This is a genomic window from Roseomonas sp. CECT 9278 (assembly GCF_918698155.1).
GTDB lineage: Bacteria > Pseudomonadota > Alphaproteobacteria > Acetobacterales > Acetobacteraceae > Neoroseomonas.
Genome location: NZ_CAKKLX010000003.1, coordinates 62,431 through 86,094 on the forward strand (window position 1 = coordinate 62,431; position 23,664 = coordinate 86,094).

The window sequence follows — 23,664 nt, forward strand, 5'->3', positions numbered from 1 at the left end:
CGGGGTCCCTGACAGGGGACCCCGGCAGGTGACTCAGTCGGCCGCTTCGCCGCCGCGGTCGCGGCGCGGGCCGCGATCGCCACGGTCGCGGCGTTCGCCGCCACGATCCGGGCCATCCTCGCGCGGGCGGCGCGCGCCGACCTGCTCGGTGATGTCCGCGCCCGTCGCCTGGTCGACCACGCGCATCGACAGCTTGACCTTGCCGCGGTCGTCGAAGCCCAGGACCTTGACCTTCACCTGGTCGCCTTCCTTGACGATGTCGGAGGTCTTGTTGACGCGCTCCTGCGCCAGCTCGCTGATGTGCACGAGCCCGTCCTTGGCGCCGAGGAAGTTCACGAAGGCGCCGAATTCGGCGGTCTTCACGACCTTCCCGTTGTAGATCACGCCCACCTCGGGTTCGGCCACGATGCCACGGATCCAGTCGATGGCGCGCTGCGCGGCTTCCACCGACGTGGCCGCCACCTTGATGGTGCCGTCATCCTCGATGTCGACCTTGGTGCCGGTCTGCTCGGTGATCTCGCGGATCACCTTGCCGCCGGAGCCGATCACGTCGCGGATCTTGTCCTTCGGCACGTTGATGACCGTGATGCGCGGCGCGGTCGCCGCCACGTCCGAACGGTTGCCCGACAGGCCCTTCGACATCTCGCCCAGGATGTGCAGGCGGCCATCACGCGCCTGGTCGAGCGCGATCTTCATGATCTCGAAGGTGATGGACGTGATCTTGATGTCCATCTGCAGGCTGGTGATGCCCACATCGGTGCCGGCCACCTTGAAGTCCATGTCACCCAGGTGGTCTTCGTCGCCCAGGATGTCGGACAGCACGGCGAAGCCGCGGTCTTCCTTGATCAGGCCCATGGCGATGCCCGCGCAGGGGCGCTTCAGCGGCACGCCGGCATCCATCATGGACAGCGAGGTGCCGCAGACCGTCGCCATGGACGACGAGCCGTTGGACTCCGTGATCTCCGACACCACGCGGATGGTGTAGGGGAACTTCGCCTTCTCCGGCAGCAGCGGATGGATGGCGCGCCAGGCCAGCTTGCCATGGCCCACTTCGCGCCGGCCCGGGGAGCCCATGCGGCCCGTCTCGCCCACCGAATAGGGCGGGAAATTGTAGTGCAGCATGAAGTCTTCGCGGTATTCGCCGGGCAGCGCGTCGATGATCTGCTCGTCCTGGCCGGTGCCCAGCGTGGCCACGCAGAGCGCCTGCGTCTCGCCACGGGTGAACAGCGCGGAGCCATGCGCGCGGGGCAGCACGCCCACTTCCGCCACGATCGGGCGCACGGTGCGGGTGTCACGCCCGTCGATGCGCTTGCCGGTGTCGAGGATGTTGTTGCGCACCACGTCGGCCTCGAGCTCCTTCAAGAGCCCCTTGGCCGCGCCCACATCGGCACCCTCGGCTTCCAGCGCGGCGGCGATCTTCTTCTTGACCGCGCCGACCTTGTCCTGGCGGACCAGCTTCTGCGTCTCGGTATAGGCCACCGCCATCTCGGCGCGGCCCAGTTCGGCGATGCGCTTCTTCAGCGCCTTGGTGGCCTCGGATTCCTCAGGCACCGCCCAGGGTTCCTTGGCGGCGACCTCGGCCAGGTCGATGATCGCCTGGATCACCGGCTGGAACGACTTGTGGCCGAATTCGACGGCGCCGAGCATCACCTCCTCGGTCAGCTCGCTCGCCTCGGATTCCACCATCAGCACGCCCTCGGCCGTGCCGGCGAGGACCAGGTCGAGCACGCTTTCCTTGCGCTGCTCGGCGGTCGGGTTCAGCACGTACTGGCCGTTGATGTAGCCCACGCGCGCGCCGGCGATCGGCCCGAAGAAGGGAATGCCCGACAGGGTCAGGGCGGCCGAGCAGCCGACCATGGCGACGATGTCGGCCTCGTTCTCGAGGTCATGCGACAGCACGGTCGCGACCACCTGCACTTCATTGCGGAACCCATCGGGGAACAGCGGGCGGATCGGGCGGTCGATCAGGCGGGAGGTCAGCGTCTCGAATTCGGACGGGCGGCCCTCACGCTTGAAGAAGCCGCCCGGGATCTTGCCGGCGGCGAAGGCCTTCTCCTGGTAGTTCACCGTGAGCGGGAAGAAGTCCTGCCCCGGCTTCACGCTGCGCGCGCCGACGGCGGTGCACAGCACGATGGTGTCGCCCAGGCGGGCCAGCACGGCGCCATCGGCCTGGCGGGCGATCTTGCCGGTTTCCAGCACCAGGGTCTTGTCGCCCCAGGCGATTTCCTTGCGGAAGTACTTGTCGAACATCGGTCGTCCTCTCGTCGCATGGCACCGGATGCGCCCTGCGGACCATGCCCGCCCGTCCTTGCGCGGGCGGCGGCACGGCGGATGGGGCCAGGCTTGGCCCCGGGAGCGACACGGAGGGCAGCACAGGGGCGCACCGCGGATCCAAGGACCGGCGTGGTCGGCGTCTCGGGCGGCATGGGGTGGGCCCATCGCGGGGTCCGCGACGGGAAGGCCGCCCATGTGGCCGGAGACGCCGCGCCGGTCCGGTCAAGGAGGCCCGCGGCAGCACTGTCAGCCCGCCGCGGTCGCGGCGGTTGGCGCGCCCCGGCATCGGGCCGGTCGCTTCCAGGGGGGCATATGGCGCGGATCGCGGGAAAAGGCTACCGGAAACTCCCGGCCGGCGCGCTACCGCCCATGCAGCCACCGGAAGGCCGGCGGCGTCAGCACCGTCACCAGGAAGATGCGCGTGACATGCAGCGTCACGATCAGCGCCACATCCATGCCCAGCACCTTGCCGGTCAGGCTCATTTCCGCCACGCCGCCCGGCGCGGTGCCCAGCAGCATGGCGCCCAGCGGCGCGCCGAACAGCCAGGCCAGCGCCGCCCCTGCCACCGCGCAGGCCACCATCAGCAACACCACCTGCACCACCGCATGCGGCAGGAAGCGGCGCAGCGGGCGGATCGTCTCGCGCCCGAAGGCGGCGCCCAGGCTGGCCCCCAGCACCACCTGCGCCAGCGCCGACAGCCACGCCGGCACGCCCGACAGCACCACGCCCGAAGCCGTCAGCGCCGCCGTCACCGCCAGCGGCCCCAGCATCCACCCCGCACGCACGCCCACGCGCACCAGCGCCCAGCCCGCCGCCAGCCCGCCCAGCACCTGCAGCACCAGGATGCCGGGCAGGAAGGGCAGCACGGCGGAGGCCTGCGGCACATCCCCGCGCAGCCCCGCCAATGCGAAAAGGTTGGGCACCAGCACCACCACCGAGCAGACTCGCAGCAGCTGCGCCAGGGCCACCGGCGCCGGCCGCCCGCCATAGGATTCCGCCAGCATCGCCATGTCCGCGACCCCGCCCGGGATCGATGAGAACCAGGCCGTCGCCATGTCCACCTTGCCGCGACGCGCCAGCACCGGCGCCAGCGCCGCGCCGATCGCCAGGGTGATGAAGGCCGCCAGCACCAGCAGCGCCGCCTGCGAGACCAGCACCGCCGCCGTCGCCGGCGTGAAATAGGCGCCGAGCGCGATCCCGATGATGCCGAGGAAGCCGTTGCGCAGCCGCGGGTCGGCCTCGGCCGGCGCGCCCGACAGCCGCGCGGCGGCCACCGCCACCAGCGACCCGATCAGCCAGGGCAGCGGCAGCTGCAGCGCCCAGAACGCCGCCCCGCCCACCGCGCCGATCGCGCCCCCCAGCAGCAGGCGCAGGATGCGCGCCGCCGTCATGCCGGACCGCCAGCGGCAACCGGCCGCCGCACCGGCACCGCCGCGCGATCACGCCGGCGCGCCGTCCCCGGCCGCATCACCACGCCACCGCCCTGTCGGAAGGAAGAAATCCGCCCCGCTCCATCCACGGCGCCGCAAGCTGCGGCGCAGCCTTCCGCCCGGCGGCGCTGGCCACCGGCACGGGCCGATCCCGGCAGGTTTCGTGCCAGCCCGGCCGGCAGCCGCTCAGGCGGCGACCAGGATCCGGTCGCGGCCCTGCTGCTTGGCGTCATAGAGCGCCCGGTCGGCCGCCGCCAGGGCAGCATCCAGCGCCGCATCCGTGGCACCCGCGCCGACCACCGCCACGCCGGCGCTCAACGTCACCGCCACCTCTCCGCCGGCCGGATGCGCCACCGTGGCGCGCACCAGGGCGCGCAGCCGCTCCGCGACCGACACCGCATCGGCGATGTCGTCGCCGGGCAGCAGCAGGGCGAATTCCTCCCCGCCCATCCGCCCGGACACGTCGCTGCCGCGTACCGACGCGCGGATCGCCGCGCCCACACCACGCAGCACCACATCCCCCGCGGCATGGCCATGGCCGTCATTGATGGCTTTGAAGCGGTCGAGGTCGAAGGCCACCACCGCGCAGGGCTCGCCCTGCCGGCGCGCCGCCTGCAAGGCCGCGACGGCCCGTTGCGTGAAGCCGCGGCGGTTCGGCAGGCCGGTCAGCGGATCGGTCTCGGACTGCGCGGCGAGGCGCAGCTCCAGCGCATCGCGCTGCCGCCAGCCTTCGATCAGCAGCAGGAAGAACAGCGGCACCAGCACGTCGATGACGCGCCAGCTCCAGTCGTCGGCCGTGGTCTCGGGCGCCGCGCCGCGCGCGATGGTGTCCAGCACGTCGCGCAGCGCCAGCCAGGCGATCGCCAGCAGCATCACCGCCCCGACCAGGCGCAGCAGCCGCCGCATCATGTCGGCGCGGGTGTTCACGGCGCGGACCGCACCGAAGGCGATGGCGGCCAGCGCCAGCAGCACGGTCGCGCTGCGGACGGCGATGTAGACATAGGAGTCTGTCGGCACGTTCCTGGTCCCGCGGCGCTGACGCGGGCTAGACTGCCACGCTCCCGTTAACGGATCGATGCCCATGGCCTTCGCCGACCCACGCGACGGGGATCTCGAGGATGATGCCTCAAGCACCTCCCGCCATTCGCTGCTGGGCCATGCCTCCCATATCCTGCTCGAGATCAGCCTGCCGAAGCTGGCGCTCGCCGCGCTGCTGCTGCTGGTGGTGCCGGCGGTGCTGATCGGCGCGGCGCCGAAGGTCGCGCTGTGGTTCGCCGACCAGGTCTGGGCGCGGGTCTCGGACGCCGGCCGCTGGATCACCGTGATCGCCGTCCTGCTGCTGGCCGCCGGAATCCTGTGGCGCTGGAGCGCACGGCTGCTGCGCGCGGTCGAGCGCAATTTCTGGGCGCTGAACGCCGCGCTGGTGCAGCCGCTGTACATGGCGGTGCGCGAACTGGTCGGCCTGGCGCTGGAATTCGTCGCGCCGACGCGGGACTTCGCCGCGGCGCGCCGCCTGGCCGGGCTGGTCGCCGGCAGCCTGCTGGCGGTTGGCGCGGCGCTGGTCGCGCTGGCCGTGGGGCCGCTGCCCAGCGTGATCGTGGACGATCTCTCGCCCGCCGGCCTGCTGCGCGCCGCCGGCGACTCGCTGTCCAACGGCATCTGGGCCATCGCCGTGTACCTGATGGTCGGCGCGCCGGCCTGGTCGGTGGCCGAGGCCCTGGCCGGCTCCCCGCAGGAGATCGACAGCGCCATCGTCCCTGGCACCGCGGCCTGGCGCATCGCGCACCTGTCCGACATCCATGTGGTCGGCGACCCCTATGGGTTCCGCCTGGAATGCGGGCGCGACGGCCCGCGCGGCAATGCCCGCCTGGACGCCGCGCTCGCGGTGCTCGCGGCCGAGGACGCGCGCGAACGCCTCGACTGGATCATGGTCACGGGCGATGTCACGGATGCCGGGCGCAATGCTGAATACATCGCCTTCGAGGAAGCGCTGGCGCGCCATCCCGCACTGCGCGACCGCGTCCTGGTCATTCCCGGCAACCACGACGTCAACATCGTGGACCGCGCCAATCCGGCGCGGCTGGAACTGCCGATCGCGCCGGGAGGATCGCTGCGGCGGCTGCGCATGCTGGCCGCCACCGCGCGGCTGCAAGGCCACCGCGTGCACGTGATGGACCGCGCCGCGCGCGCCCTGGGGCCGACGCTCAACGACTGGCTGGCGGCCGATGGCCGTGGCGCCGCGCTGGCGCGCTTCATGGACGATGGCGGCATCCGCGCCGGCCTGGCGGCACGCGAGGTCTGGAACCAGGCCTGGCCCATGGTGGTGCCGCCGCCGGCGCCCGATGGCCTCGGCGTGATCCTGCTGGATTCGAATGCCGAGACGCATTTCTCCTTCACCAATGCGCTCGGCCTGGTCGGCATGGACCAGATGCGCGCGGCGGAAGCCGCGATGGCGCAGTTCCCCCGCGCGCGCTGGCTGGTCGCGCTGCACCACCATCTGATGGAATACCCGCGCCCCGGCGCCGCGCTGGCCGAACGCATCGGCACCGCGCTGGTCAATGGCCATTGGGTGCTGGGGCGGTTACGGCGCGTCGCGGCGCGCGTGCTGGTGCTGCATGGCCATCGCCATTTCGACTGGATGGGCACGAGCGGCGCGCTGCGCATCGCCTCCGCGCCATCGCCCGTCATGGGCGCGCCGGACCGGCCGGAGGGGCGTTTCTGGATCCATGCGCTGGCGCCGTCGGCGGATGGCGGCCTGGCGATGCTGGCGCCGCGGCCGGTCGCGGTGCCGGAGCCGCGGTCAGGGGCCTGAAGCGGCTGTCGTCGGCCACAACGCCCTCAGCGTCGCGCCGGGGATCACGCTCATCCCGCGCGGGCGCTGTTCAGGGCGCGAGCGCACCCGCCAGCCGCGCCACATGGTCATGGCCCATGCGCGCATAGGTCAGCGGATGCGCGCGGGCGGGATCCTGCTCAGCCTCGACCACCAGCCAGCCCTCGTAGCCGCGCAGCGCGGCGAAGACCGCGGCGAAATCCACGCTGCCGTCGCCGGGCACGGTGAACACGCCATCCAGCACCGCCGCCAGGAACGGCAGGTCGCGCGCCTTCGCATCGGCCATGACCGGCGCGCGCACATCCTTGCAATGCACATGCGCGATCCGCCCGGCATGGGTGCGCGCCGCCAGCACCGGATCGCCGCCGGCGAAGGTCAGGTGGCCGGTATCAAGCAGCAGGTGGAAGGCCGGGCCGGTCGAGGCCATCAGCCGGTCGATCTCGGCCTGCGTCTCGATCACCGTGCCCATGTGGTGGTGGTACGCGAGGCGCAGCCCGCGCGCCGCCATGCGCCGCGCCATCTCGTCCAGCCGCGGCGCGAGCACGGCCCAGTCGGCATCGGTCAGCACCGGGCGGCGCGACAGCGGCGTGGTGCGTTCGCCGTGCACGGCGCGCGAGACCTCGGCGAAGACGCAGGCAGTGCAGCCCAGCGCCTGCAATAGCGCGAGGTGGGGTTCGGCGGCCGCCATCTCGGCCTCCACGTCGCGTTCCAGCAGGCGCGACCCGTACCAGCCGGAGGCAAGCGCCAGGCCGTGCCGCGCCAGGATCGGCGCCAGCGTCGCGGCGTCGCGCGGGAATTTGTTGCCGAGTTCGACGCCCGCGAAGCCGGCCTGGTTCGCTTCGGACAGGCAGGTCCCGAGCGGCGTCGCCGCGCCGAGTTCCGGCATGTCGTCGTTGGTCCAGGTCAGCGGGTTGATGGCAAGGCGGATCACTGTGGGGCTCCAGCTTGGCGGATCACGGCGCGCCTCCGGCATTGCACCTCACGGCGCGCCTCCGGCATTGCACCTCACGGCGCGCCTCCGGCATTGCACCTCACGGCGCGCCTCCGGCGCGACGCCTCTCATACTCCGTGCGGGCGCGCGTCTGCGCGGCGTCGCGCGGGACGGCGGTGACCGGCACGTCCCACCAGGCCCCGCCCTCGGTGGTCGATGCCTGCGGATCGGTCGTGACCACCAGCACCGTGGTGCGCCTGGCGCGCAACGCGGCGGGCAGGGCGGCCTCCAGCGCGGCGATGTCATCAACCGCCACCGCATCGGCCCCAAGGCTGCGCGCATGGGCGGCGAAGTCGACCGGCGGGGCCGCATCGTCGAACAGGTTGTTGAACGCCGCGCCGCCGGTCCCGCGCTGCAGCCGGTTGATGCAACCGAAGCCGCGATTGTCGAGCATCACGATGGTCAGCTTCGCACCCATTGCGACCGAGGTCGCGATCTCGCTGTTCATCATCAGGTACGACCCGTCGCCGACCAGCACCACCACCTCGCGCTTCGGCATGGCCAGCTTGGCGCCGAGCCCGCCGGGGATCTCGTAGCCCATGCAGGAATAGCCGTATTCCAGGTGATAGGACGCCGCATCGTTCGCGCGCCACAGCTTGTGCAATTCGCCCGGCAGGCCGCCGGCGGCGCAGACCACGATACCCTCGCGCGGCATGGCGCGATTGACGGCGCCGAGCACCTGCGCATCGGTCGGCAGCGCGCCCGGCTTCGGCGCGACGGTGACACGCGCGACGGTGGCGTTCCACCGCGCGACGGCGGGCGCGATGCGCCCCGTCCAGTCGGCCGGCGCCGCCCAGCCGGCCAGCGCGGTCTCCAGCGCCGCCAGGCCGCGCGCCGCATCGGCCACCATCGCCAGCGCGCCGTGCTTGCCCGCATCGAAGGCGGCGACGTTCAGCGCCACCAGCCGCGCCTGCGCGAACAGCGCGCGCGACCCGGTGGTGAAATCCGCGAGCCTCGTGCCGATCGCCAGCACCAGGTCGGCCTTCGCCGCCAACGCATTGGCCGCCGCGGATCCCGTGACGCCGATCGCGCCGGCATTGCAGGGATGGTCCCAGGGCAGGCTGCCCTTGCCGGCCTGGGTCTCGGCCACCGGCACGCCGTGGCGCTGCGCGAAGCCGGCAAGGGCGGCTTCGGCGCCGGCATACTTCACGCCGCCGCCGGCGATCAGCAGCGGGCGCTTGGCGCGCCGCAGGGCCGCGACGGCCTCCGCGAGGTCGCGCGCATCCGCCTCCGGCGCGCGGATGCGGTGCAACCGCCGCGCCAGGAACGCCGCCGGCACGTCGAACCCCTCCGCCTGCACATCCTGCGGCAGGGCGATGGTGGCCGGGCCGCATTCGGCCGGGTCGGTCAACACGCGCAGCGCGGCGGGCAGGCTGTGCAGCAGCTGCTCGGGCCGCGTGATGCGGTCGAAGAAGCGCGACACCGGGCGGAAGCAGTCATTCGCGCTGATGGTCGGGTCGCCGAACTGCTCGACCTGCTGCAGCACGGGATCAGGGCGGCGATCGGCGAAGACGTCGCCGGGCAGCAGCAGCAGCGGCAGGCGGTTCACATGCGCCAGCGCCGCCGCCGTGACCATGTTCGTCGCACCCGGCCCGATCGAGGTCGTGCAGGCCATCATGCGCCGCCGTGCATGGGTTTTGGCGTAGGCGATGGCGGCATGCGCCATGGCCTGTTCGTTGTGCGCGCGGAAGGTGGGCAGGCGCTTGCCGGCCGCCTGCAAGGCTGGGCCGAGCCCGGCCACGTTGCCATGCCCGAAGATGGCGAAGACCCCGCCGAACAGCGGCACGCGCCGGCCGTCGATCTCGGTCTCCTGCGCGGCGAGGAAGCGGATGGTCGCCTCGGCCGCGGTCAGGCGGATGGTGGCCATGGCGATTCCCCTCCCCGGTGTCGTGGCGCGGCCGTGCTGCCGCGCATTGACGGCGACGCAGTGTTACGGATGGATGGCGCGGGCCACAAGCGAGGCCCGGGGAGGAACGCGATGCTGGTCTTCGCGCAATTCGGCGCCGGGCGCATCGGCGCCATCCATGCCGCCAACCTGGCCGCCAGCGGCGCCGCGCGGCTGGCCCATGTGGTGGATGTGCACGAAGCCGCTGCCGCCACCCTCGCCGCGCGGCACGGCGCCCTGGCGTCCGATGCCGTGACGGCGCTGCGCGACCCGCTGGTGGATGCGGTGATCATCGCGTCCTCCACCGACACCCATGCCGACCTGGTGATCGCCGCGGCGAAGGCGGGCAAGGCGATCTTCTGTGAAAAGCCGATCGACCTCTCGCTGGCCCGCGTGGATCAGGCGCTAGCCGTGGTGCAGGCCGCCGGCGTGCCGATGCTGGTGGGCTTCAACCGGCGCTTCGACCCGAACTTCGCCGAATTGCATCGCCGCATCGCCGCCGGCGCGATCGGCGCGGTCGAGCAGGTGGTCATCACCTCGCGCGATCCCGGCCCGCCGCCGCTCGACTATATCCGCGTCTCGGGCGGCATGTTCCGCGACATGACCATCCACGACTTCGACATGGCGCGCTTGATGCTGGGCGAAGAGCCCATCGAGGTCTTCGCCACCGGCAGCGCGCTGGTCGATCCCGCCATCGCCGCCGCCGGCGACATCGACAGCGCCATGGTGCTGCTGCGGACGGCGTCCGGCCGCATGGCGCATATCAACAATTCGCGGCGCGCCGCCTATGGCTACGACCAGCGGGTCGAGGTGCATGGCAGCCTGGGCCGGCTGACCGCCGGCAACCGCGTGGCGACCACGGTGGAACAGGCGGATGCGGCCGCCGTCGCCACCGACAAGCCGCTGCCTTTCTTCCTCGAACGCTATGCCGATGCCTATCGGATCGAACTCGCCGCCTTCATCGACGCGGTGCGCGCAGGCACGCCGATGCCGGTCGGCGCCAAGGATGGACGCCAGGCGCTGGTACTGGCCGAGGCCGCGCTGCAATCGCTGCGCGACAACCGCCCGGTGCGCGTCGCATGACCGCGCTGCCGAAGGTCTCGCTGAAGGGCCGCGTGGTGCTGGTGACCGGCGGCACCCAGGGCATCGGCGAGGGCATCGCGCGCGCCGCGGCCGAAGCCGGCGCCGACCGCATCGCCATCACCGGGCGCGACATCGCGCGCGGGCGGGCGGTGGCGGATTCACTTGGCGTGCCGGCGGTGTTCATCCCCGCCGACCTGGCGGATGCCGAGGCGACGGCGCGCATCGTCGCGCAGGCCGAGGACGCGCTCGGTCCCGTCGATGCGCTGGTCAACGCGGCGGGGCTGACGGATCGCGGCACCATCCTCGACACGCCGGTGGCGCTGTGGGACCGGCTGTTCGCGGTGAATGCGCGCGCGCCCTTCATCCTGACCCAGGCCATCGCGCGGCGGCTGGTCGCGCTGGACCGGCCCGGCGCCGTCGTGAACATCATCACCATGTCCTCGCATGGCGGGCAGCCCTTCCTGACCGCCTATGCGGCGTCGAAGGGCGCGCTGGCGACGCTCACGAAGAACACCGCGCATGGGCTGCGCGACCACCGCATCCGGGTGAACGGGATCAACCTCGGCTGGGCCGATACGCCGGGGGAGCACGCCATCCAGGCGCGCGACGGCAATCCGCCGGACTGGCTGGACCAGGCCGCGCCAGGCCAGCCCTTCGGCCGGCTGATCGAACCGCGCGACGTGGCGGGGCTGGCGATCCACCTGCTGTCGGACGCCGCGGCGATGATGACCGGCGCGCTGATCGACTTCGACCAGAACGTGATGGGAGCCTACGGATGAACGACCTCGCGCGACGCCGCGACGCCGCCGCGCTGATCGCGGTGGAGGCCGCCGACCTGGCGCAGCGCCTGCGCGCTTCGGGCGGCGGCGTGGCCAGCCTGAAGGGCGCGCAGGACTTCATCACCGAAGCCGATGGCGCGACCGAACGCTTCATCCGCGACGCCCTCGCCGCGCAATTCCCGAACGAGGCGATCCTGGGCGAGGAGATGGGCGGCGTCGCCGATGCCAAGGGCCCGCTCTGGGTGTTGGACCCGATCGACGGCACGTCGAATTTCTCGCGCGGCGGGGATCGCTGGTGCGTGTCGATCGGCCTGGTGATGGACGGGCGCGCGGTGGCCGGCGCGATCGCCCGCCATGCCCCGGCCGAGGTCTTCGCAGCCGCCGAGGGCCTTGGCGCAACCCTGAACGGCGCGCCGATCCGTGCCGCGCCGACCACCGATTTCGGCCGCGCCATCATCGAATGCGGCTGGTCCCTGCGCGTGCCGATCGCGCGTTTCCACCGCATGGCCGAAGGCGTGATGGCGCAGGGCGCCGGGATGCGCTGCGGCGGGTCGGGCGCGCTCGGGCTGGTGGAAGCGGCGGCGGGGCGGCTCGATGGCTACCTGGAATTGCACATCAACGCCTGGGATGCCGCCGCGGCCATCGTCATCGCGCGCGAGGCCGGCTGCTGGACCAATGGCTTCGACAGCGGCGGCTGGCTGGTGGGCGGCAACCCCATCGGCGTCGGCGCGCCGGCGCTGGGCGCGCGGCTCGGTGCGCTGCTGGAGGCTTGAACGCGGCGCGCGGACGCGCGTAACTGAACCGTCACATTCTGGCGCCGGGCAGCAGACCCGGCCCTCTGGGAGGACTACCGCCATGGCGACCCGTCGCCCTCTTGCCATCGCCATCGCCATCGCCGCCGGTGCGTTCGCCGCACTGCCCGCCGCCGCCCAGGCGCAGGGCAACCTGACCGTCTATTGCTCGGTGCAGGAGGAATGGTGCCGCCCGATGATGGCCGCCTTCGAACGCGCCACCGGCATCCGCGTGGCCATGACGCGCAAATCCTCCGGCGAGACCATGACGCAGATCCGCGCCGAGGCGTCGAACCCGCGCGGCGACGTGTGGTGGGGCGGCACCGGCGACCCGCACATGCAGGCAGGCCAGGAGAACCTCACGGTCGAATACCGCTCCCCGCGCCTGGCGGAATTGCAGCCCTGGGCGGTGCGCCAGGCGGAGCAGGCGCAGTTCCGCACCGTCGGCATCTATGCCGGCGCGCTGGGCTATTCCTACAACACGCGCGAGCTGGAACGCCGCCGCATCGCCGCCCCCACCTGCTGGGCGGACCTGGCGAAGCCCGAGTTCCGCGGCGAGGTCCAGGTGGCCGACCCGAACACCTCCGGCACCGCCTACACCATGCTGGCCACGCTGGTGCAGGTGATGGGGGAGGAACCCGCCTTCACCTACCTGCGCGCCCTGCATCGCAACGTGAACCAGTACACGCGCTCGGGCGCGGCACCGGCGCGCGCGGCGGCCACGGGGGAATCGCTGGTCGGCATCACCTTCCTGCATGACGCGGTGACGCAGAAGGTCGGCGGCGCGCCGGTCAACATCGTCGCCCCCTGCGAGGGCACCGGCTACGAGATCGGCTCCATGTCGATCATCCGCGGCGCGCGCAACATCGAGAATGCGCGCCGCTTCTACGACTGGGCCTTGAGCCCCGAGGCGCAGGCCATCGGCGCGCAGGCCAATTCCTTCCAGCTGCCGTCGAACCGCGCCGCGCCGATCCCGCCGCAGGCCCCGCGCTTCGAGGATGTCCGCCTGATCGACTACGACTTCGCCCGCTGGGGCAGCAGCGAACAGCGCACCCGCCTGTTGCAGCGCTGGGAACGCGAGGTGCGCGCGGCCGCGCGCTGAGGCGGCGTGGGCGCGCTGCTGCTCGGGCGTGCCGCGCTCGCGGCCGTGCTGGCCGGGGTGCTGCTGGCACCCTGGCATGGCGTGGACTCCGGCGTCGCGGGGCTGGCGGCCTGGCCTTCCGGCGACGCCGCGCCGTTGGTCGCGCTGCTCGCGAACGGCACGCGCTGGTGGCTGTGGCCGGCGGTGATTGTGCTGCTGGCGCCCGCACCGGCGCTGCTGGCCGGGCGCGTGCCGGGGCGGCTGCTGGCGTGGTGCGGCGCGGGCGCGATCGCGCTGGTCTTCGTGCAGGGCTACGCGATCGGGCTGCGCGGGCTGGCCTGGCCGATGCTGGCGCCGCTGATGGGCGAGGCAGGGCCGCAGACCGCGCTGGGCTGGGGCGCGGCGATCCTGCTGGCCGGCGCCTTCGCCATGCTGTCGGCCGGGCTGGCGGCGCAGGGGCGCTTCGGCGGGGATGCCTTCATCGCCTTCCTGGTGGCGGGCAGCGCGGGGTTGTTGCTGCTGTTCGTGTTCGTGCCGCTGTCCACCATCCTGGCCGCGGCGGTGATGGAGGATGGCCGCATCGCGCCCGCCGCGCTGGCCACGCGGCTGGCCGCGCCGGAGGCCTGGAGCCTCGCCTGCCTCAGCACCCACCAGGGCTGCGGCGTGGTGTGGAACACGCTGCTGCTGGCGAGCCTGACGGCGGTGATCTCGACCCTGATCGGCCTCGCCTTCGCGCTGCTGGCCGCACGCGGGCAGATGCGCGCGCAGCCGGCCTTCCGCGCCATGACCATCCTGCCGCTGATCACGCCGCCCTTCGTGGTGTCGCTCGCGCTGATCGTGCTGTTCGGACGCACCGGCATCGTCACCACCGCGCTGTGGGAATGGTTCGACATTCCGCGCAGCCGCTGGATCTATGGGCTGCCGGGCGTGCTGCTGGCGCAGGTGCTGGCGCAGGCGCCGATCGCCTTCGTGCTGCTGGAAGGCGCGGTGCGTGCGATCGGCCCGTCGCTGGAGGAAGCGGCGTCCACCATGGGGGCGCGGCGCTTCACCGTGTTCCGCACCGTGACCTGGCCGCTGCTGCGCCCGGCCATCGCCGCCTGCCTGCTGCTCGCCTTCGTCGAGAGTCTTGCCGACTTCGGCAATCCGCTGGTGCTGGGCGGCGATTTCGACGTGCTGTCGACGCGCATCTTCTTCGCCATCGCTGGCGCGCGGCACGATCCGGGGCGCGCGGCGGCGCTGGCGCTGCTGCTGCTGGCGCTGACCTTCGGCGCCTTCGCCCTGCAGGCGCTGTGGCTGGGCAAGCGGCGCTATACCACCGTCACGGGCAAGGGCGATTCCGGCGTGCCGGCGCCGCTGCCGCGCGGGCTGCGCTTCGCCTGTGGCGCCGTGGCCTGGCCCTGGATGGCCTTCACCGCGGCGGTCTATGGCATCATCCTGGTGGGCGGCTTCGTGCACGATATCGGGCGCGCCGACATGTCCTTCACCTGGCGCCATTTCGTGACCGGGTTCGAGGTGGAATGGGCGAACGGCCCGGCCTTCCGCGGGTCGGCCTGGGACAGCCTGTTCACCACCATCCAGGTGGCGGCGATCTCCGCACCACTCACCGCCGGGCTCGGCATCCTGCTGGCCTGGCTGCTGGCGCGGCAGGCCTTCCCCGGTCGCAGGTCGCTGGAATTCACGACCATGCTGTCCTTCGCCATCCCGGGCACGGTGGTCGGCGTCTCCTACATCATGGCGTTCAACGAACCGCCCGTGGAGCTCACGGGCACGGCGTTGATCCTGGTGATCTGCTTCGTGTTCCGGAACCTGCCGGTCGGCGTGCGCGGGGGCATCGCGGCGCTGGCGCAGATCGACAGGTCGTTGGACGAGGCATCGGCCACCATGGGCGGAGGCGCCTTGCAGACGCTGCGCCGCGTCGTGCTGCCGCTGTTGCGCCCGGCCATCGTGGCGGCGCTGGCCTTCAGCTTCGTGCATGCCATGACGGCGGTCTCGGCGGTGATCTTCCTGGTCTCGGCGCAGCACAACCTGGCCACGGTCTATATCGTCGGGCGGGTCGAGGCGGGGGAGATGGCGCTCGCCATCGCCTACTCCACCGTGCTGATCGTGGTCATGCTGGCGGTCGTGCTGGGCATCGAGAAGATGGTCGGCCGCGCACAGATCGGACGGCGGGCAGCAACGCCGTTGCCGGCGACACCCATGCGGGCCGGCGCGTGAGCGTGCCGGCGAAGGTCGCCACGGCGCGCGGCGGGCACGCAGGCCTGGACTGGATGAACATGCCATGACCACCGATGCCGCCATCCGCTTCACCGGCGTGACCAAGGCCTTCGGCCAGGTGCGCGCGGTGGACGATGTCACCTTCGACCTGCCGCAGGGCGCGCTGGTCACGCTGTTGGGGCCGTCGGGCTGCGGCAAGACCACCACGCTGCGGCTGGTGGCGGGGCTCGAATTGCCGACCGCGGGGCGGATCGAGATCGAGGGCCGCGACGTCACGCGCCTCGCGGCCGCCGAACGCCGCATCGCCATGGTGTTCCAATCCTACGCGCTGTTCCCCCACATGAACGTGCTGGAGAATGTCTCCTACGGCCTGGTGGTCGGCGGCGCGCGGCGCCAAGCGGCGGAGGCCGAGGCCAACGCCATGTTGAAGACGCTGGGGCTGGACGGCCTGGGTGCGCGGCTGCCGGCGGAACTCTCCGGCGGGCAGCAGCAGCGCGTGGCGGTGGCGCGCGCGCTGGTGCTGCGGCCCAAGGTGTTGCTGTTCGATGAGCCGCTGTCCAACCTCGATGCCCGCCTGCGCCGGCGTGTGCGGGAGGATATCCGCGACCTGCAGAAGCGGCTTGGCCTGTCGGTCGTTTACGTCACGCACGACCAGCAGGAGGCGCTGGCCGTCTCGGACCTGGTCGTGGTGATGAAGGATGGCCGCATCGCGCAGAAGGGCACGCCGGCCGCGCTGTACGACGACCCCGCCGACGCCTTCATCGCCGACTTCATGGGCGAGGCGAATGTGCTGCAGGGCGAGGTGCTGGACGAGGGACGCATCGCGCTCGGCGGCGCGGTGCTGGAGACGGTGATGCGCGCGCATCCGCCCGGCCCCGCCGCGCTGGCGGTCCGCCCGGAATCGATCCGCCTGCTGCCGCCGGAGGCCGGTGCCGGCCTGCCCGGTCGCGTGCAGCGCGCCGCCTTCCTGGGCCAGACCCGCGAATACGAGGTCGCGACGCCGGCCGGGATGCTGTTCGTGGTCACGCCCGCGGCGGCGCAGGCCTGGGCCGAGGGTGCGGAGGTCTCGTGCCGGCTGGATCGCGCGATTCCGCTGCGGCGCGACGGCGCGCAGGAGGCCGCGGGCGGGGCGTAGGCCGCGGCGGGCAGGCGCAAGCAACGCGCCGGCGAAGAAGGCCGGCTGGCCGCGCCTGGCCGATGACGCGAAGGCGCGGGTCGAGCCGATCGGCAGCTTGGCCACTGGCGCGGCGACGCTGCGCGGCGGGAGCCATTTCCGCTCGCCATGGCTCCGTGCAATGCCGCCCGCCCGTTGTCTTCACGAGCATCCTTGCCCGTCCAGACGAACCCGTTTGAACGGACGATGCCCTCGCGCATGCTGCGTTCGCTCGCGCTCACGTCGCTGGCTTTGGCCTTTTGTTTTCAGAGCATCTTCACGCGTTCAGATGAGTCCATCTGAACGCGATCTGCCCTAGGATGCGGGCCGCAGGCGTTCCGCCACCAGCGCCGCGATCGCCCCCGCCAGCATCAGCCCGGCCATCGGCCGCGCCGTGCCGTCGGCCAGCGCGCCGACCAGCGCGCTGCCGGCCGCCGCGCAGGTGAACTGCAGGGTGCCGAGCAGCGCCGAGGCGCTTCCGGCCCGCCCCGCATGGCGCGACAGGGCGCCCACCGCCGCGTTCGGGAAGACCAGCCCGGTGCAGGCCAGCGCCACCATCGCGGCCGCGATCACGCCGATCAGCCCGCCCGCGCCGGTCCAGGCGGCCACCGCCAGCACCGCCACCGCCACCGCCGAGACCCGCAGCGCCAATGCCGGGACGCGGCTTGCCCCGAAGCGGCGCAGCAGCATCGGGTTCACCTGCGATGCCGCGATGAAGCCGGTGGCGCTGATGCCGAAGACCAGCCCGAAGCTCGTGGCCGACATGCCGAACTGCTCAATGTACACGCCCGGCGCGCCGCTGATGTAGGCGAAGACCATGAACATGGTCGCCGCGCCCATCAGCGCATGGGTGATGAAAACGCGCTCGCGCCCGATCTGCACGAAATCCGTCAGCAGCCGCAGCACCGAACGGCGGATGCGGCGGTCGGGCGGCAGCGTCTCCGGCAGGAAGCGCCACGCAAGCAGGCAGGACAGCCCGCCATAGGCCGCGCAGACCCAGAAGATCGCGCGCCAGCCGCCGGCCTCCAGCAGCAGCCCGCCCAGCGTGGGGGCCAGGATGGGCGCCGCGCCCATCACCAGCATCAGCCGCGACATCAGCCGCGCCGCGGCAAGGCCCTCCGCCAGGTCGCGCACCATGGCGCGCGGGATCACCGCGCTGGCCGCGCCGCCGAAGGCCGCGACGCAGCGCCAGGCGGCCAGCGTCGGCATGTCCGGCGCCAGCGCGCAGCCGATCGACGCCACCGTATAGACCGCCGTGCCGATCACCAGCGGCCGACGCCGCCCCAGCCGGTCCGCCAGGCTGCCCTGCACCAGTTGCCCGACCGCGAGGCCGACGAACCAGGCCGCCAGCGTGATCTCGACACTGCCGCGCGCGGTACCGAGCTCCGCCTCGATCGCCGGGAAGGCGGGCAGATACATGTCGGTCGAAACCGGACCGATCGCCGTGAGGAAGCCGAGGAGGAGGGGAAGCCAGGCGGCCATGCGGGTTCCGTTCGGGTGCGGCCGTGCCGCGCGGCACCCATACGCCACGTGCGGCGCGCGGCAAGCCGGCGTGAACGCTTCGGAAAGATCATCCGGCGAGGATGCCCGCCGCTGCAGGAGGCAGCCGCCATGCCCGACCCGAGCTTCCGCGCCCTGTCGGGCGACGGTGATCCCCGCGGCCTTCAGGACGACACGCCGCGCATCAAGGTCATCGATATCGGCGCCAACCCGATCGATTCCGACCCGCCCTATGCCGCCATGTTGCGCGCCGGCGATGCCGAGGTGGTGGGGTTCGAACCCAACCCGGCCGCGCTGGACCTGCTGGATACGCGCAAGGGGCCGCTGGAACGCTACTTCCCGCATGCCGTCGGCGATGGCCGGCGCCACACGCTGCATATCTGCCAGGCGCCGGGCATGACATCCCTGCTGGAACCCGACCCGGATGTGCTGGCGCTGTTCCACGGCTTCCCCGACTGGGGCCGCGTGATCGCGACCGAGCAGGTCGACACCGTCCGCCTCGACGACGTGCCCCAGACGCAAGGCGCCGACCTGCTGAAGCTCGATATCCAGGGTGCCGAGCTGATGGTGCTGCGCCACGCGCAGGCCCGCCTGCGCGATGCCGTGGTGGTCCAGGCCGAGGTCGAGTTCCTGCCGCTCTACAAGGGCCAGCCGCTGTTCAGCGAGATCGACATCTTCCTGCGCGGCCACGGCTTCGTGCTGCACCGCTTCTTCCCCACCGTCAGCCGTGCCGTGCAGCCAATGATGGTGAACAACGATCCCTATGCGGGGCTCGGCCAGCTGGTCTGGGCCGATGCGGTGTTCATCCGCGACTTCGCGCGGCTGGACGCGCTGTCGGACCGGCAGCTCCTGGCGATGGCGGCGATCCTGCACGACTGCTACGCGGCCTGCGACATCGCCTTCCGCCTGCTGGCCGAGCATGACCGCCGCCGCGGCGGCCGCCGCGCCGCCGCCTACCTGGCGGGGCTGCAGTCGCCCTTGCCGCGCGCCGCCTGACATGACGGGACACGCCATGACCCTGCTTGCCGACGCCCCGCCCACCCTGCGCAGCCTGTTGCATGTCGGCTGCGGGCGGGCCGACCCCGCCAAGTTGCCGGCCGGCTTCTTCGCCCCCGGCGAATGGCACGAGGTGCGGCTCGACATCGATCCCGGCGTGGCGCCGGATATCCTGGGCTCGATCACCGACATGTCGGTCGTCGCCACCGCGTCCTTCGATGCGGTGTGGTCGGCCCACAACCTCGAACACCTGTTCGCGCATGAGGTGCCGCTGGCGCTGCGCGAATTCCGCCGCGTGCTGCGCCCGGGCGGCTTCGCGCTGATCACCCTGCCGGACCTGCAGCGCGTGGCCGAGCTGGTGGCCCAGGACCGGCTCGCCGACCCTGCCTACTTGTCGCCCGCCGGGCCGATCGCACCGCTCGATATGCTGTACGGCCATGGCGCGGCGATCGCCGCGGGCAATGCCTTCATGGCGCATCGCACCGGCTTCACCGCGCGCACGCTGGAAGCTGCGCTGGTCACCGCGCGCTTCGATTCCGTGCGCGTCGTGCGGGACGAAGCCTATGCGCTGTGGGCGACCGCCACGGTGGCGGGCTGAACCGTACCCGGCGTCACGCCGAAGGCAGCGCGATACGCCGCGCCGAAGGCGGGTGCGCTGGCATAGCCCACCGCGGCCGCCGCGCGCGCCGGGGCCATGCCGCTGGCGAGCAGCGCCGCCGCCTCCGCCAGGCGCAGCGCCTGGCGCCAGCGCGCGAAGCCCATGCCGGTCTCGGCCTGGAACAGGCGCCGCAGCGTGCGCGGGCTGGCGCCCGTGCGGGCCGCCCAGTCATCCAGCGTCAGCGCGCTGTCGGGCCGCGCCGCCAGCGCCGCCGCCAGGCGGACCAGCCGGGCGTCGCGCGGCTGCGGCACGCCCAGCGGCAGGGCCGGCGCGCGGGCGATCTCTTCCAGGATCAGCGCGGCCAGGTGGCCGCCACGACCCTTCTCGTCCCATTCCAGCGGCTCGGCGCAGGCGGCCAGGATCAGTTCGCGCAGCAGCGGCGCCACCGACAGGATGGCGGCCCGTGGCGGCCCGGCCGCCGCCGCGTCGGCGCGCAGGAACAGCGCGCGCATGGCCAGCCCGCGGGGCATCGCCACCGCATGGGGCACGGCCGCCGGCATCCAGAGCGCGCGCCCCGGCGGGACCGTGAAGCGCTCGGCATCCGTGGTCACGCGCATGATGCCGGCGGTGGCATACAGCAGTTGCGCGCGGTCGTGGCTGTGGCGCGGCACCGCCTCGCCCTCGGCATAGTCGCGCGCGAAGGCGGCCAGCGGGCGGTCCACCCGGTCCTGCGGAAGGTCGCGCCGCGGCGCCTGGCCGTCTCGCGACAGGATTTGGCCTGACGTCGCCATGCGGCCGAGCGTAGCCTGCCGCAGCACCCGGGCGGAAGTCCCGGCACCCGAGGACAAGCCATGACCGCGGCCCAGCGCCAGGTGGTGTTCATCAACGCCGCCCATACCTTTACCCATTACTGCCTGCTGATCCTGGCGACCGCCGTGCTGGCCATGGTCACCCAGGACCGTGCGACCTTCGGCGGCGACTACGGCCCGATCCTGGCGCTCGGCACGGCGATGTTCGTGACCTATGGGCTGGGCGCGCTGCCAATGGGCTGGCTGGCCGACCGCGTCGGCCGGCGCGCGCTGATGACGGCGTTCTTCCTCGGCACCGGCTTCTTCATGGCGGCGGCGGGCTTCATGGACGGCCCGGTGGCGATCGGCGTGGCGCTTGGCCTGATGGGCTGCTTCGCCGCGATCTACCACCCGATCGGCACCGCCGTGCTGGTCGAGGCCGCCGGCGATCGCGTTGGCCGCGCCATGGGCATCAACGGCGTCTTCGGCAATCTCGGCGTGGCGAGCGCGCCGGTGGTCACCGCCTTCGTCGCGGCCGCCCTCGGCTGGCGCTGGGCCTTCATCATCCCCGGCGTCGCCTGCATGGCGGTCGGCCTGCTCTACATGCGCGAACCGGATTTCGATGCCGTGAAGGCCGGCGGCGGCGCGCGCCCCTTCGCCGAGATCCCGCCCAGCGTGGTGCGCCGCGCCGTGCTGATCCTGATGTCGATCGCCGCCGTCTCCGGCCTGGTGTTCAACGCCTTCACCCTGCTGCTGCCGAAGCTGATGCAGGAACGCCTGGCGGACAGCCCGGACCTGCTGCCAGTGGTCGGGCTGCTGGCCTTCCTGGCGACGCTGTGCGGCGGCCTGACGCAATTCACCGTGGGCAACATCATCGACCGCACCACGCTGAAGCGGGTCTTCATGCCGCTCGGCATCGCCGTGGTGCCGGCGCTTTTCGCGCTGTCCTTCCTCGATGGCTGGCTGGTGCTGCCGCTGGCGGGGATTGTCGCCGCCTGCGTGTTCGGCCAGGTCACGGTGAACGAGACGATGACGGCGCGCTATGTCGCGCCCCCGCTGCGCGCGAAGCTCTATTCGGTTCGCTTCACCATCGGCTTCATGGGCGCGGCCGTCGCCTCCCCGCTGATCGGCTTCCTGCATGAAGCCACCGGCTCCCTGGCCGTCGCGATGCTGGTGCTGGGCGGCTTCGCGATGGTGACGCTGGTCTGCGCCTTCGCCTTCCCCGACCGGCCGGAGGAGCTCAAGCCCGAGCTCTGGGCCCGCGCGCCCGAATTCGCCGAGGCGCGCCGCCCGGCCGCGCTGCCCGCCGAATAGCGCGCCGCGTCACCCCGCCGTGGCGAGGCGATCGAGCGCCTCCCGCACCAGCACCGCCGCGAGCTCCTGCGCCGCCTGCCACCCGGCCCCGGCCACCGGCGCCGTGCTGCCGATCGGGTGGATCGTCACCAGCGGCGGCGTCGGAGCCCCTGGCCGCGGCCCGTGCCAGCGCAGCTTCACCTGGGCCACCCCGGGCAACCGCTGCACTGCCAGGCGCGCCGCCGCTTCCGCTGGCGTGCCCCGACCCTCCAGCCGATGCGCCGACAGGATGTCCTGCGACAGGTTGACCACGGCATCGAAGCCCAGTCGTGCCGGTGCGCCGTGGTCATCGGGTCTTGCGGGCATGGGGAGGAAATGGTCCCGGCATCGGCGGTTTGCAGGGGCGCTCGCGCGCCGCGCCGACATGCAGCCCGGCGCCGGCCCCGCTGTCCACCCCCTTGCACGACGCCCGCCGGCCGGGCTTGCTGGCGGGATGCGCCTTCTCACCGGTCACGCGCGCCTTGCCGGGGTCCTCGGCTGGCCTGTCTCGCATTCCCGCTCGCCGCGCCTGCATGGGCATTGGCTTGCCACGCTCGGGATCGATGGCGCCTACCTGCCGCTGCCGGTCCACCCGGACCGGTTCGCCACCGCCGTCCATGCGCTGGCGGATCTCGGTTTTCGCGGCGCCAATGTCACCATCCCGCACAAGCAGGCGGCCTTCGATGTCTGCCACAGCGTCGATGCCACGGCGCGGCGCGCCGGCGCGGTGAACACGCTGGTGTTCCGCGACGGCCGGATCGAGGGTTCCAATACCGACGGGTTTGGCTTCCTGGAGAGCGTGCGCGCCGGGGTGCCGGGCTGGCAGCCTGCCGCTGGCCCGGCCGTGCTGCTCGGGGCCGGTGGCGCGGCGCGGGCGGTGGCGGCCGCGCTGCTCGACGCCGGCTGCCCGAGGGTCACGCTGGTGAACCGGTCGCGCGCCCGGGCAGAGGCCTTGGCCGGTGATCTCGGCGGCCCCATCGTGGTGGCGGACGTACCGCCGCTGCACGATGCCGCGCTGCTGGTGAACACGACGGCGCTCGGTATGCAGGGACAGCCGCCGTTGCAGCTCGACCTGGCGCCCCTGCCCGCACAGGCCGTGGTCGTGGACATCGTCTATGTCCCGCTGGAAACCCCGCTGCTCGCCGCGGCGCGGGCACGCGGGCTTCGCGCGGTGGATGGGCTCGGCATGCTGCTGCACCAGGCGCGCCCCGGCTTCGAAGCCTGGTTCGGCGCCGCCCCCGGCGTGGACGAGGCGCTACGCGCCGTGGTCGCCGCCGACATCCCGCCACGATGATCGTCATCGGCCTGACCGGCGGCATCGGCATGGGCAAGTCCACCGCCACCGCCACGCTGCGCCGCCTGCGCATCCCGGTCTTCGATGCGGATGCGGCCGTCCATCGGCTCCAGGCCCGCGGCGGGCGCGCCGTGGCGCCGATCGCCGCGGCCTTCCCCGGCTGCGTGCGCGACTGCCGGGTGGATCGCGAGGCCCTGCGCCGCGCGGTCCTGGGCAATCCCGCGGCGCTGAAGCGCCTCGAAGCCATCGTCTGGCCGCTGGTGCGTGATGCGGAGCGCCGCTTCCTGGCCCGTGCCCGACGCAACGGGCAGGGCATCGTCGTGCTCGACGTGCCGCTGCTGTTCGAGAATGGCGGCCAGCGGCGCGTCGACCAGGTGATCGTCGTCTCGGCGCCGGCCGCCGTGCAGCGCGCGCGGGTGCTGCGGCGGGCTGGTATGACGGCGGAACGCTTCGCGGCCATCCATGCGCGGCAGATGCCGGATGCGGAGAAGCGGCGACGGGCGGATCATGTGGTCCGAACGGGGATCAGTCGGCATTTCGCGCAGGCGGCCATCCGCAGGGTGGTGAGGAAGCTGCGGGGCTCTGCCCCGCACCCCGCAAGGGGCCGACGGGCCCCTTGACCACGGGATTCTAGGGTCGGACCA

At 72.6% G+C, this 23,664-nt stretch carries 20 protein-coding genes; 12 read left to right on the forward strand and 8 right to left on the reverse strand.

Features of this window, described 5'->3' with window-relative positions; all coding sequences use genetic code 11:
- Positions 1 to 33 precede the first annotated feature (33 nt).
- The 3 genes from pnp to LQ222_RS02895 form a co-directional block, all read right to left on the reverse strand.
- The gene (pnp, locus tag LQ222_RS02885; RefSeq protein ID WP_230164355.1) at positions 34 to 2,250 is read right to left on the reverse strand and encodes a polyribonucleotide nucleotidyltransferase; all 2,217 of its coding nucleotides are present in this window, start codon (positions 2,248 to 2,250) and stop codon (positions 34 to 36) included.
- A gap of 384 nt (positions 2,251 to 2,634) precedes the next feature.
- Complete coding sequence (locus tag LQ222_RS02890; RefSeq protein ID WP_230164357.1) at positions 2,635 to 3,666, reverse strand: AbrB family transcriptional regulator; 1,032 nt, start codon at positions 3,664 to 3,666, stop codon at positions 2,635 to 2,637.
- Between the two features lie 225 nt (positions 3,667 to 3,891).
- Positions 3,892 to 4,722, reverse strand: a complete 831-nt coding sequence (locus LQ222_RS02895) for a GGDEF domain-containing protein (protein ID WP_230164358.1) — start codon at positions 4,720 to 4,722, stop codon at positions 3,892 to 3,894.
- 64 nt (positions 4,723 to 4,786) lie between these two features.
- Between LQ222_RS02895 and LQ222_RS02900 the strand changes: the two genes are divergently transcribed.
- Positions 4,787 to 6,517 carry a metallophosphoesterase gene (locus tag LQ222_RS02900; RefSeq protein WP_230164359.1) on the forward strand — a complete coding sequence of 577 codons (1,731 nt, stop codon included), beginning with the start codon at positions 4,787 to 4,789 and terminating at the stop codon, positions 6,515 to 6,517.
- A 70-nt stretch (positions 6,518 to 6,587) separates the two neighbouring features.
- On the opposite strand, the gene iolE is transcribed toward LQ222_RS02900, so the two are convergent.
- Positions 6,588 to 7,466, reverse strand: coding sequence for a myo-inosose-2 dehydratase (gene iolE, locus LQ222_RS02905; RefSeq protein WP_230164360.1), 879 nt, complete (start codon positions 7,464 to 7,466; stop codon positions 6,588 to 6,590).
- A gap of 100 nt (positions 7,467 to 7,566) precedes the next feature.
- Complete coding sequence (gene iolD, locus LQ222_RS02910; protein ID WP_230164361.1) at positions 7,567 to 9,393, reverse strand: 3D-(3,5/4)-trihydroxycyclohexane-1,2-dione acylhydrolase (decyclizing); 1,827 nt, start codon at positions 9,391 to 9,393, stop codon at positions 7,567 to 7,569.
- A gap of 111 nt (positions 9,394 to 9,504) precedes the next feature.
- On the opposite strand from iolD, the gene iolG reads away from it, so the two are divergent.
- The 6 genes from iolG to LQ222_RS02940 all read left to right on the forward strand — a co-directional run bounded on the left by iolG (position 9,505) and on the right by LQ222_RS02940 (position 16,494).
- Complete coding sequence (iolG, locus tag LQ222_RS02915) at positions 9,505 to 10,494, forward strand: inositol 2-dehydrogenase (protein ID WP_230164362.1); 990 nt, start codon at positions 9,505 to 9,507, stop codon at positions 10,492 to 10,494.
- Entirely contained in the window at positions 10,491 to 11,273 is a 783-nt protein-coding gene (locus tag LQ222_RS02920) for an SDR family oxidoreductase (RefSeq protein WP_230164363.1), read from the forward strand. The genes iolG and LQ222_RS02920 overlap by 4 nt, the downstream gene beginning before the upstream one ends.
- Positions 11,270 to 12,046, forward strand: a complete 777-nt coding sequence (locus tag LQ222_RS02925; protein WP_230164364.1) for an inositol monophosphatase — start codon at positions 11,270 to 11,272, stop codon at positions 12,044 to 12,046. The genes LQ222_RS02920 and LQ222_RS02925 overlap by 4 nt, the downstream gene beginning before the upstream one ends.
- An 82-nt stretch (positions 12,047 to 12,128) precedes the next feature.
- Positions 12,129 to 13,166: an ABC transporter substrate-binding protein gene (locus tag LQ222_RS02930; protein ID WP_230164366.1), complete on the forward strand. Its 1,038-nt coding sequence runs from the start codon at positions 12,129 to 12,131 to the stop codon at positions 13,164 to 13,166.
- 6 nt (positions 13,167 to 13,172) lie between these two features.
- Positions 13,173 to 15,359 (forward strand): iron ABC transporter permease, encoded by a 2,187-nt coding sequence (locus LQ222_RS02935; RefSeq protein WP_230164367.1) that lies wholly within the window; start codon positions 13,173 to 13,175, stop codon positions 15,357 to 15,359.
- A 64-nt stretch (positions 15,360 to 15,423) separates the two neighbouring features.
- On the forward strand, positions 15,424 to 16,494 hold the full coding sequence (locus tag LQ222_RS02940; protein WP_230164368.1) for an ABC transporter ATP-binding protein: 1,071 nt from the start codon (positions 15,424 to 15,426) through the stop codon (positions 16,492 to 16,494).
- Between the two features lie 333 nt (positions 16,495 to 16,827).
- Here LQ222_RS02940 and LQ222_RS02945 read toward each other — a convergent pair whose 3' ends face one another.
- Complete coding sequence (locus tag LQ222_RS02945; RefSeq protein WP_230164369.1) at positions 16,828 to 17,994, reverse strand: multidrug effflux MFS transporter; 1,167 nt, start codon at positions 17,992 to 17,994, stop codon at positions 16,828 to 16,830.
- A gap of 129 nt (positions 17,995 to 18,123) precedes the next feature.
- Here LQ222_RS02945 and LQ222_RS02950 point away from each other — a divergent pair, with 129 nt between their 5' ends.
- Together LQ222_RS02950 and LQ222_RS02955 are read left to right on the forward strand one after the other, a co-directional pair.
- Positions 18,124 to 19,008, forward strand: a complete 885-nt coding sequence (locus LQ222_RS02950) for an FkbM family methyltransferase (RefSeq protein ID WP_230164370.1) — start codon at positions 18,124 to 18,126, stop codon at positions 19,006 to 19,008.
- 16 nt (positions 19,009 to 19,024) lie between these two features.
- Positions 19,025 to 19,606, forward strand: coding sequence for a methyltransferase domain-containing protein (locus tag LQ222_RS02955; protein ID WP_230164371.1), 582 nt, complete (start codon positions 19,025 to 19,027; stop codon positions 19,604 to 19,606).
- Here LQ222_RS02955 and LQ222_RS02960 read toward each other — a convergent pair.
- Entirely contained in the window at positions 19,570 to 20,397 is an 828-nt protein-coding gene (locus LQ222_RS02960) for a helix-turn-helix domain-containing protein (protein ID WP_230164372.1), read from the reverse strand. The genes LQ222_RS02955 and LQ222_RS02960 overlap by 37 nt on opposite strands.
- Positions 20,398 to 20,457: 60 nt before the next feature.
- On the opposite strand from LQ222_RS02960, the gene LQ222_RS02965 reads away from it, so the two are divergent.
- Entirely contained in the window at positions 20,458 to 21,708 is a 1,251-nt protein-coding gene (locus LQ222_RS02965; RefSeq protein ID WP_230164373.1) for an MFS transporter, read from the forward strand.
- Positions 21,709 to 21,717: 9 nt separating this feature from the next.
- Here LQ222_RS02965 and LQ222_RS02970 read toward each other — a convergent pair whose 3' ends face one another.
- On the reverse strand, positions 21,718 to 22,053 hold the full coding sequence (locus tag LQ222_RS02970) for a hypothetical protein (RefSeq protein WP_230164374.1): 336 nt from the start codon (positions 22,051 to 22,053) through the stop codon (positions 21,718 to 21,720).
- 127 nt (positions 22,054 to 22,180) lie between these two features.
- On the opposite strand from LQ222_RS02970, the gene LQ222_RS02975 reads away from it, so the two are divergent.
- Both LQ222_RS02975 and coaE read left to right on the forward strand, forming a co-directional pair.
- Positions 22,181 to 23,020, forward strand: coding sequence for a shikimate dehydrogenase (locus tag LQ222_RS02975; protein WP_230164376.1), 840 nt, complete (start codon positions 22,181 to 22,183; stop codon positions 23,018 to 23,020).
- Positions 23,017 to 23,640, forward strand: coding sequence for a dephospho-CoA kinase (gene coaE, locus LQ222_RS02980; RefSeq protein ID WP_230164378.1), 624 nt, complete (start codon positions 23,017 to 23,019; stop codon positions 23,638 to 23,640). The genes LQ222_RS02975 and coaE overlap by 4 nt, the downstream gene beginning before the upstream one ends.
- Positions 23,641 to 23,664 lie beyond the last annotated feature (24 nt).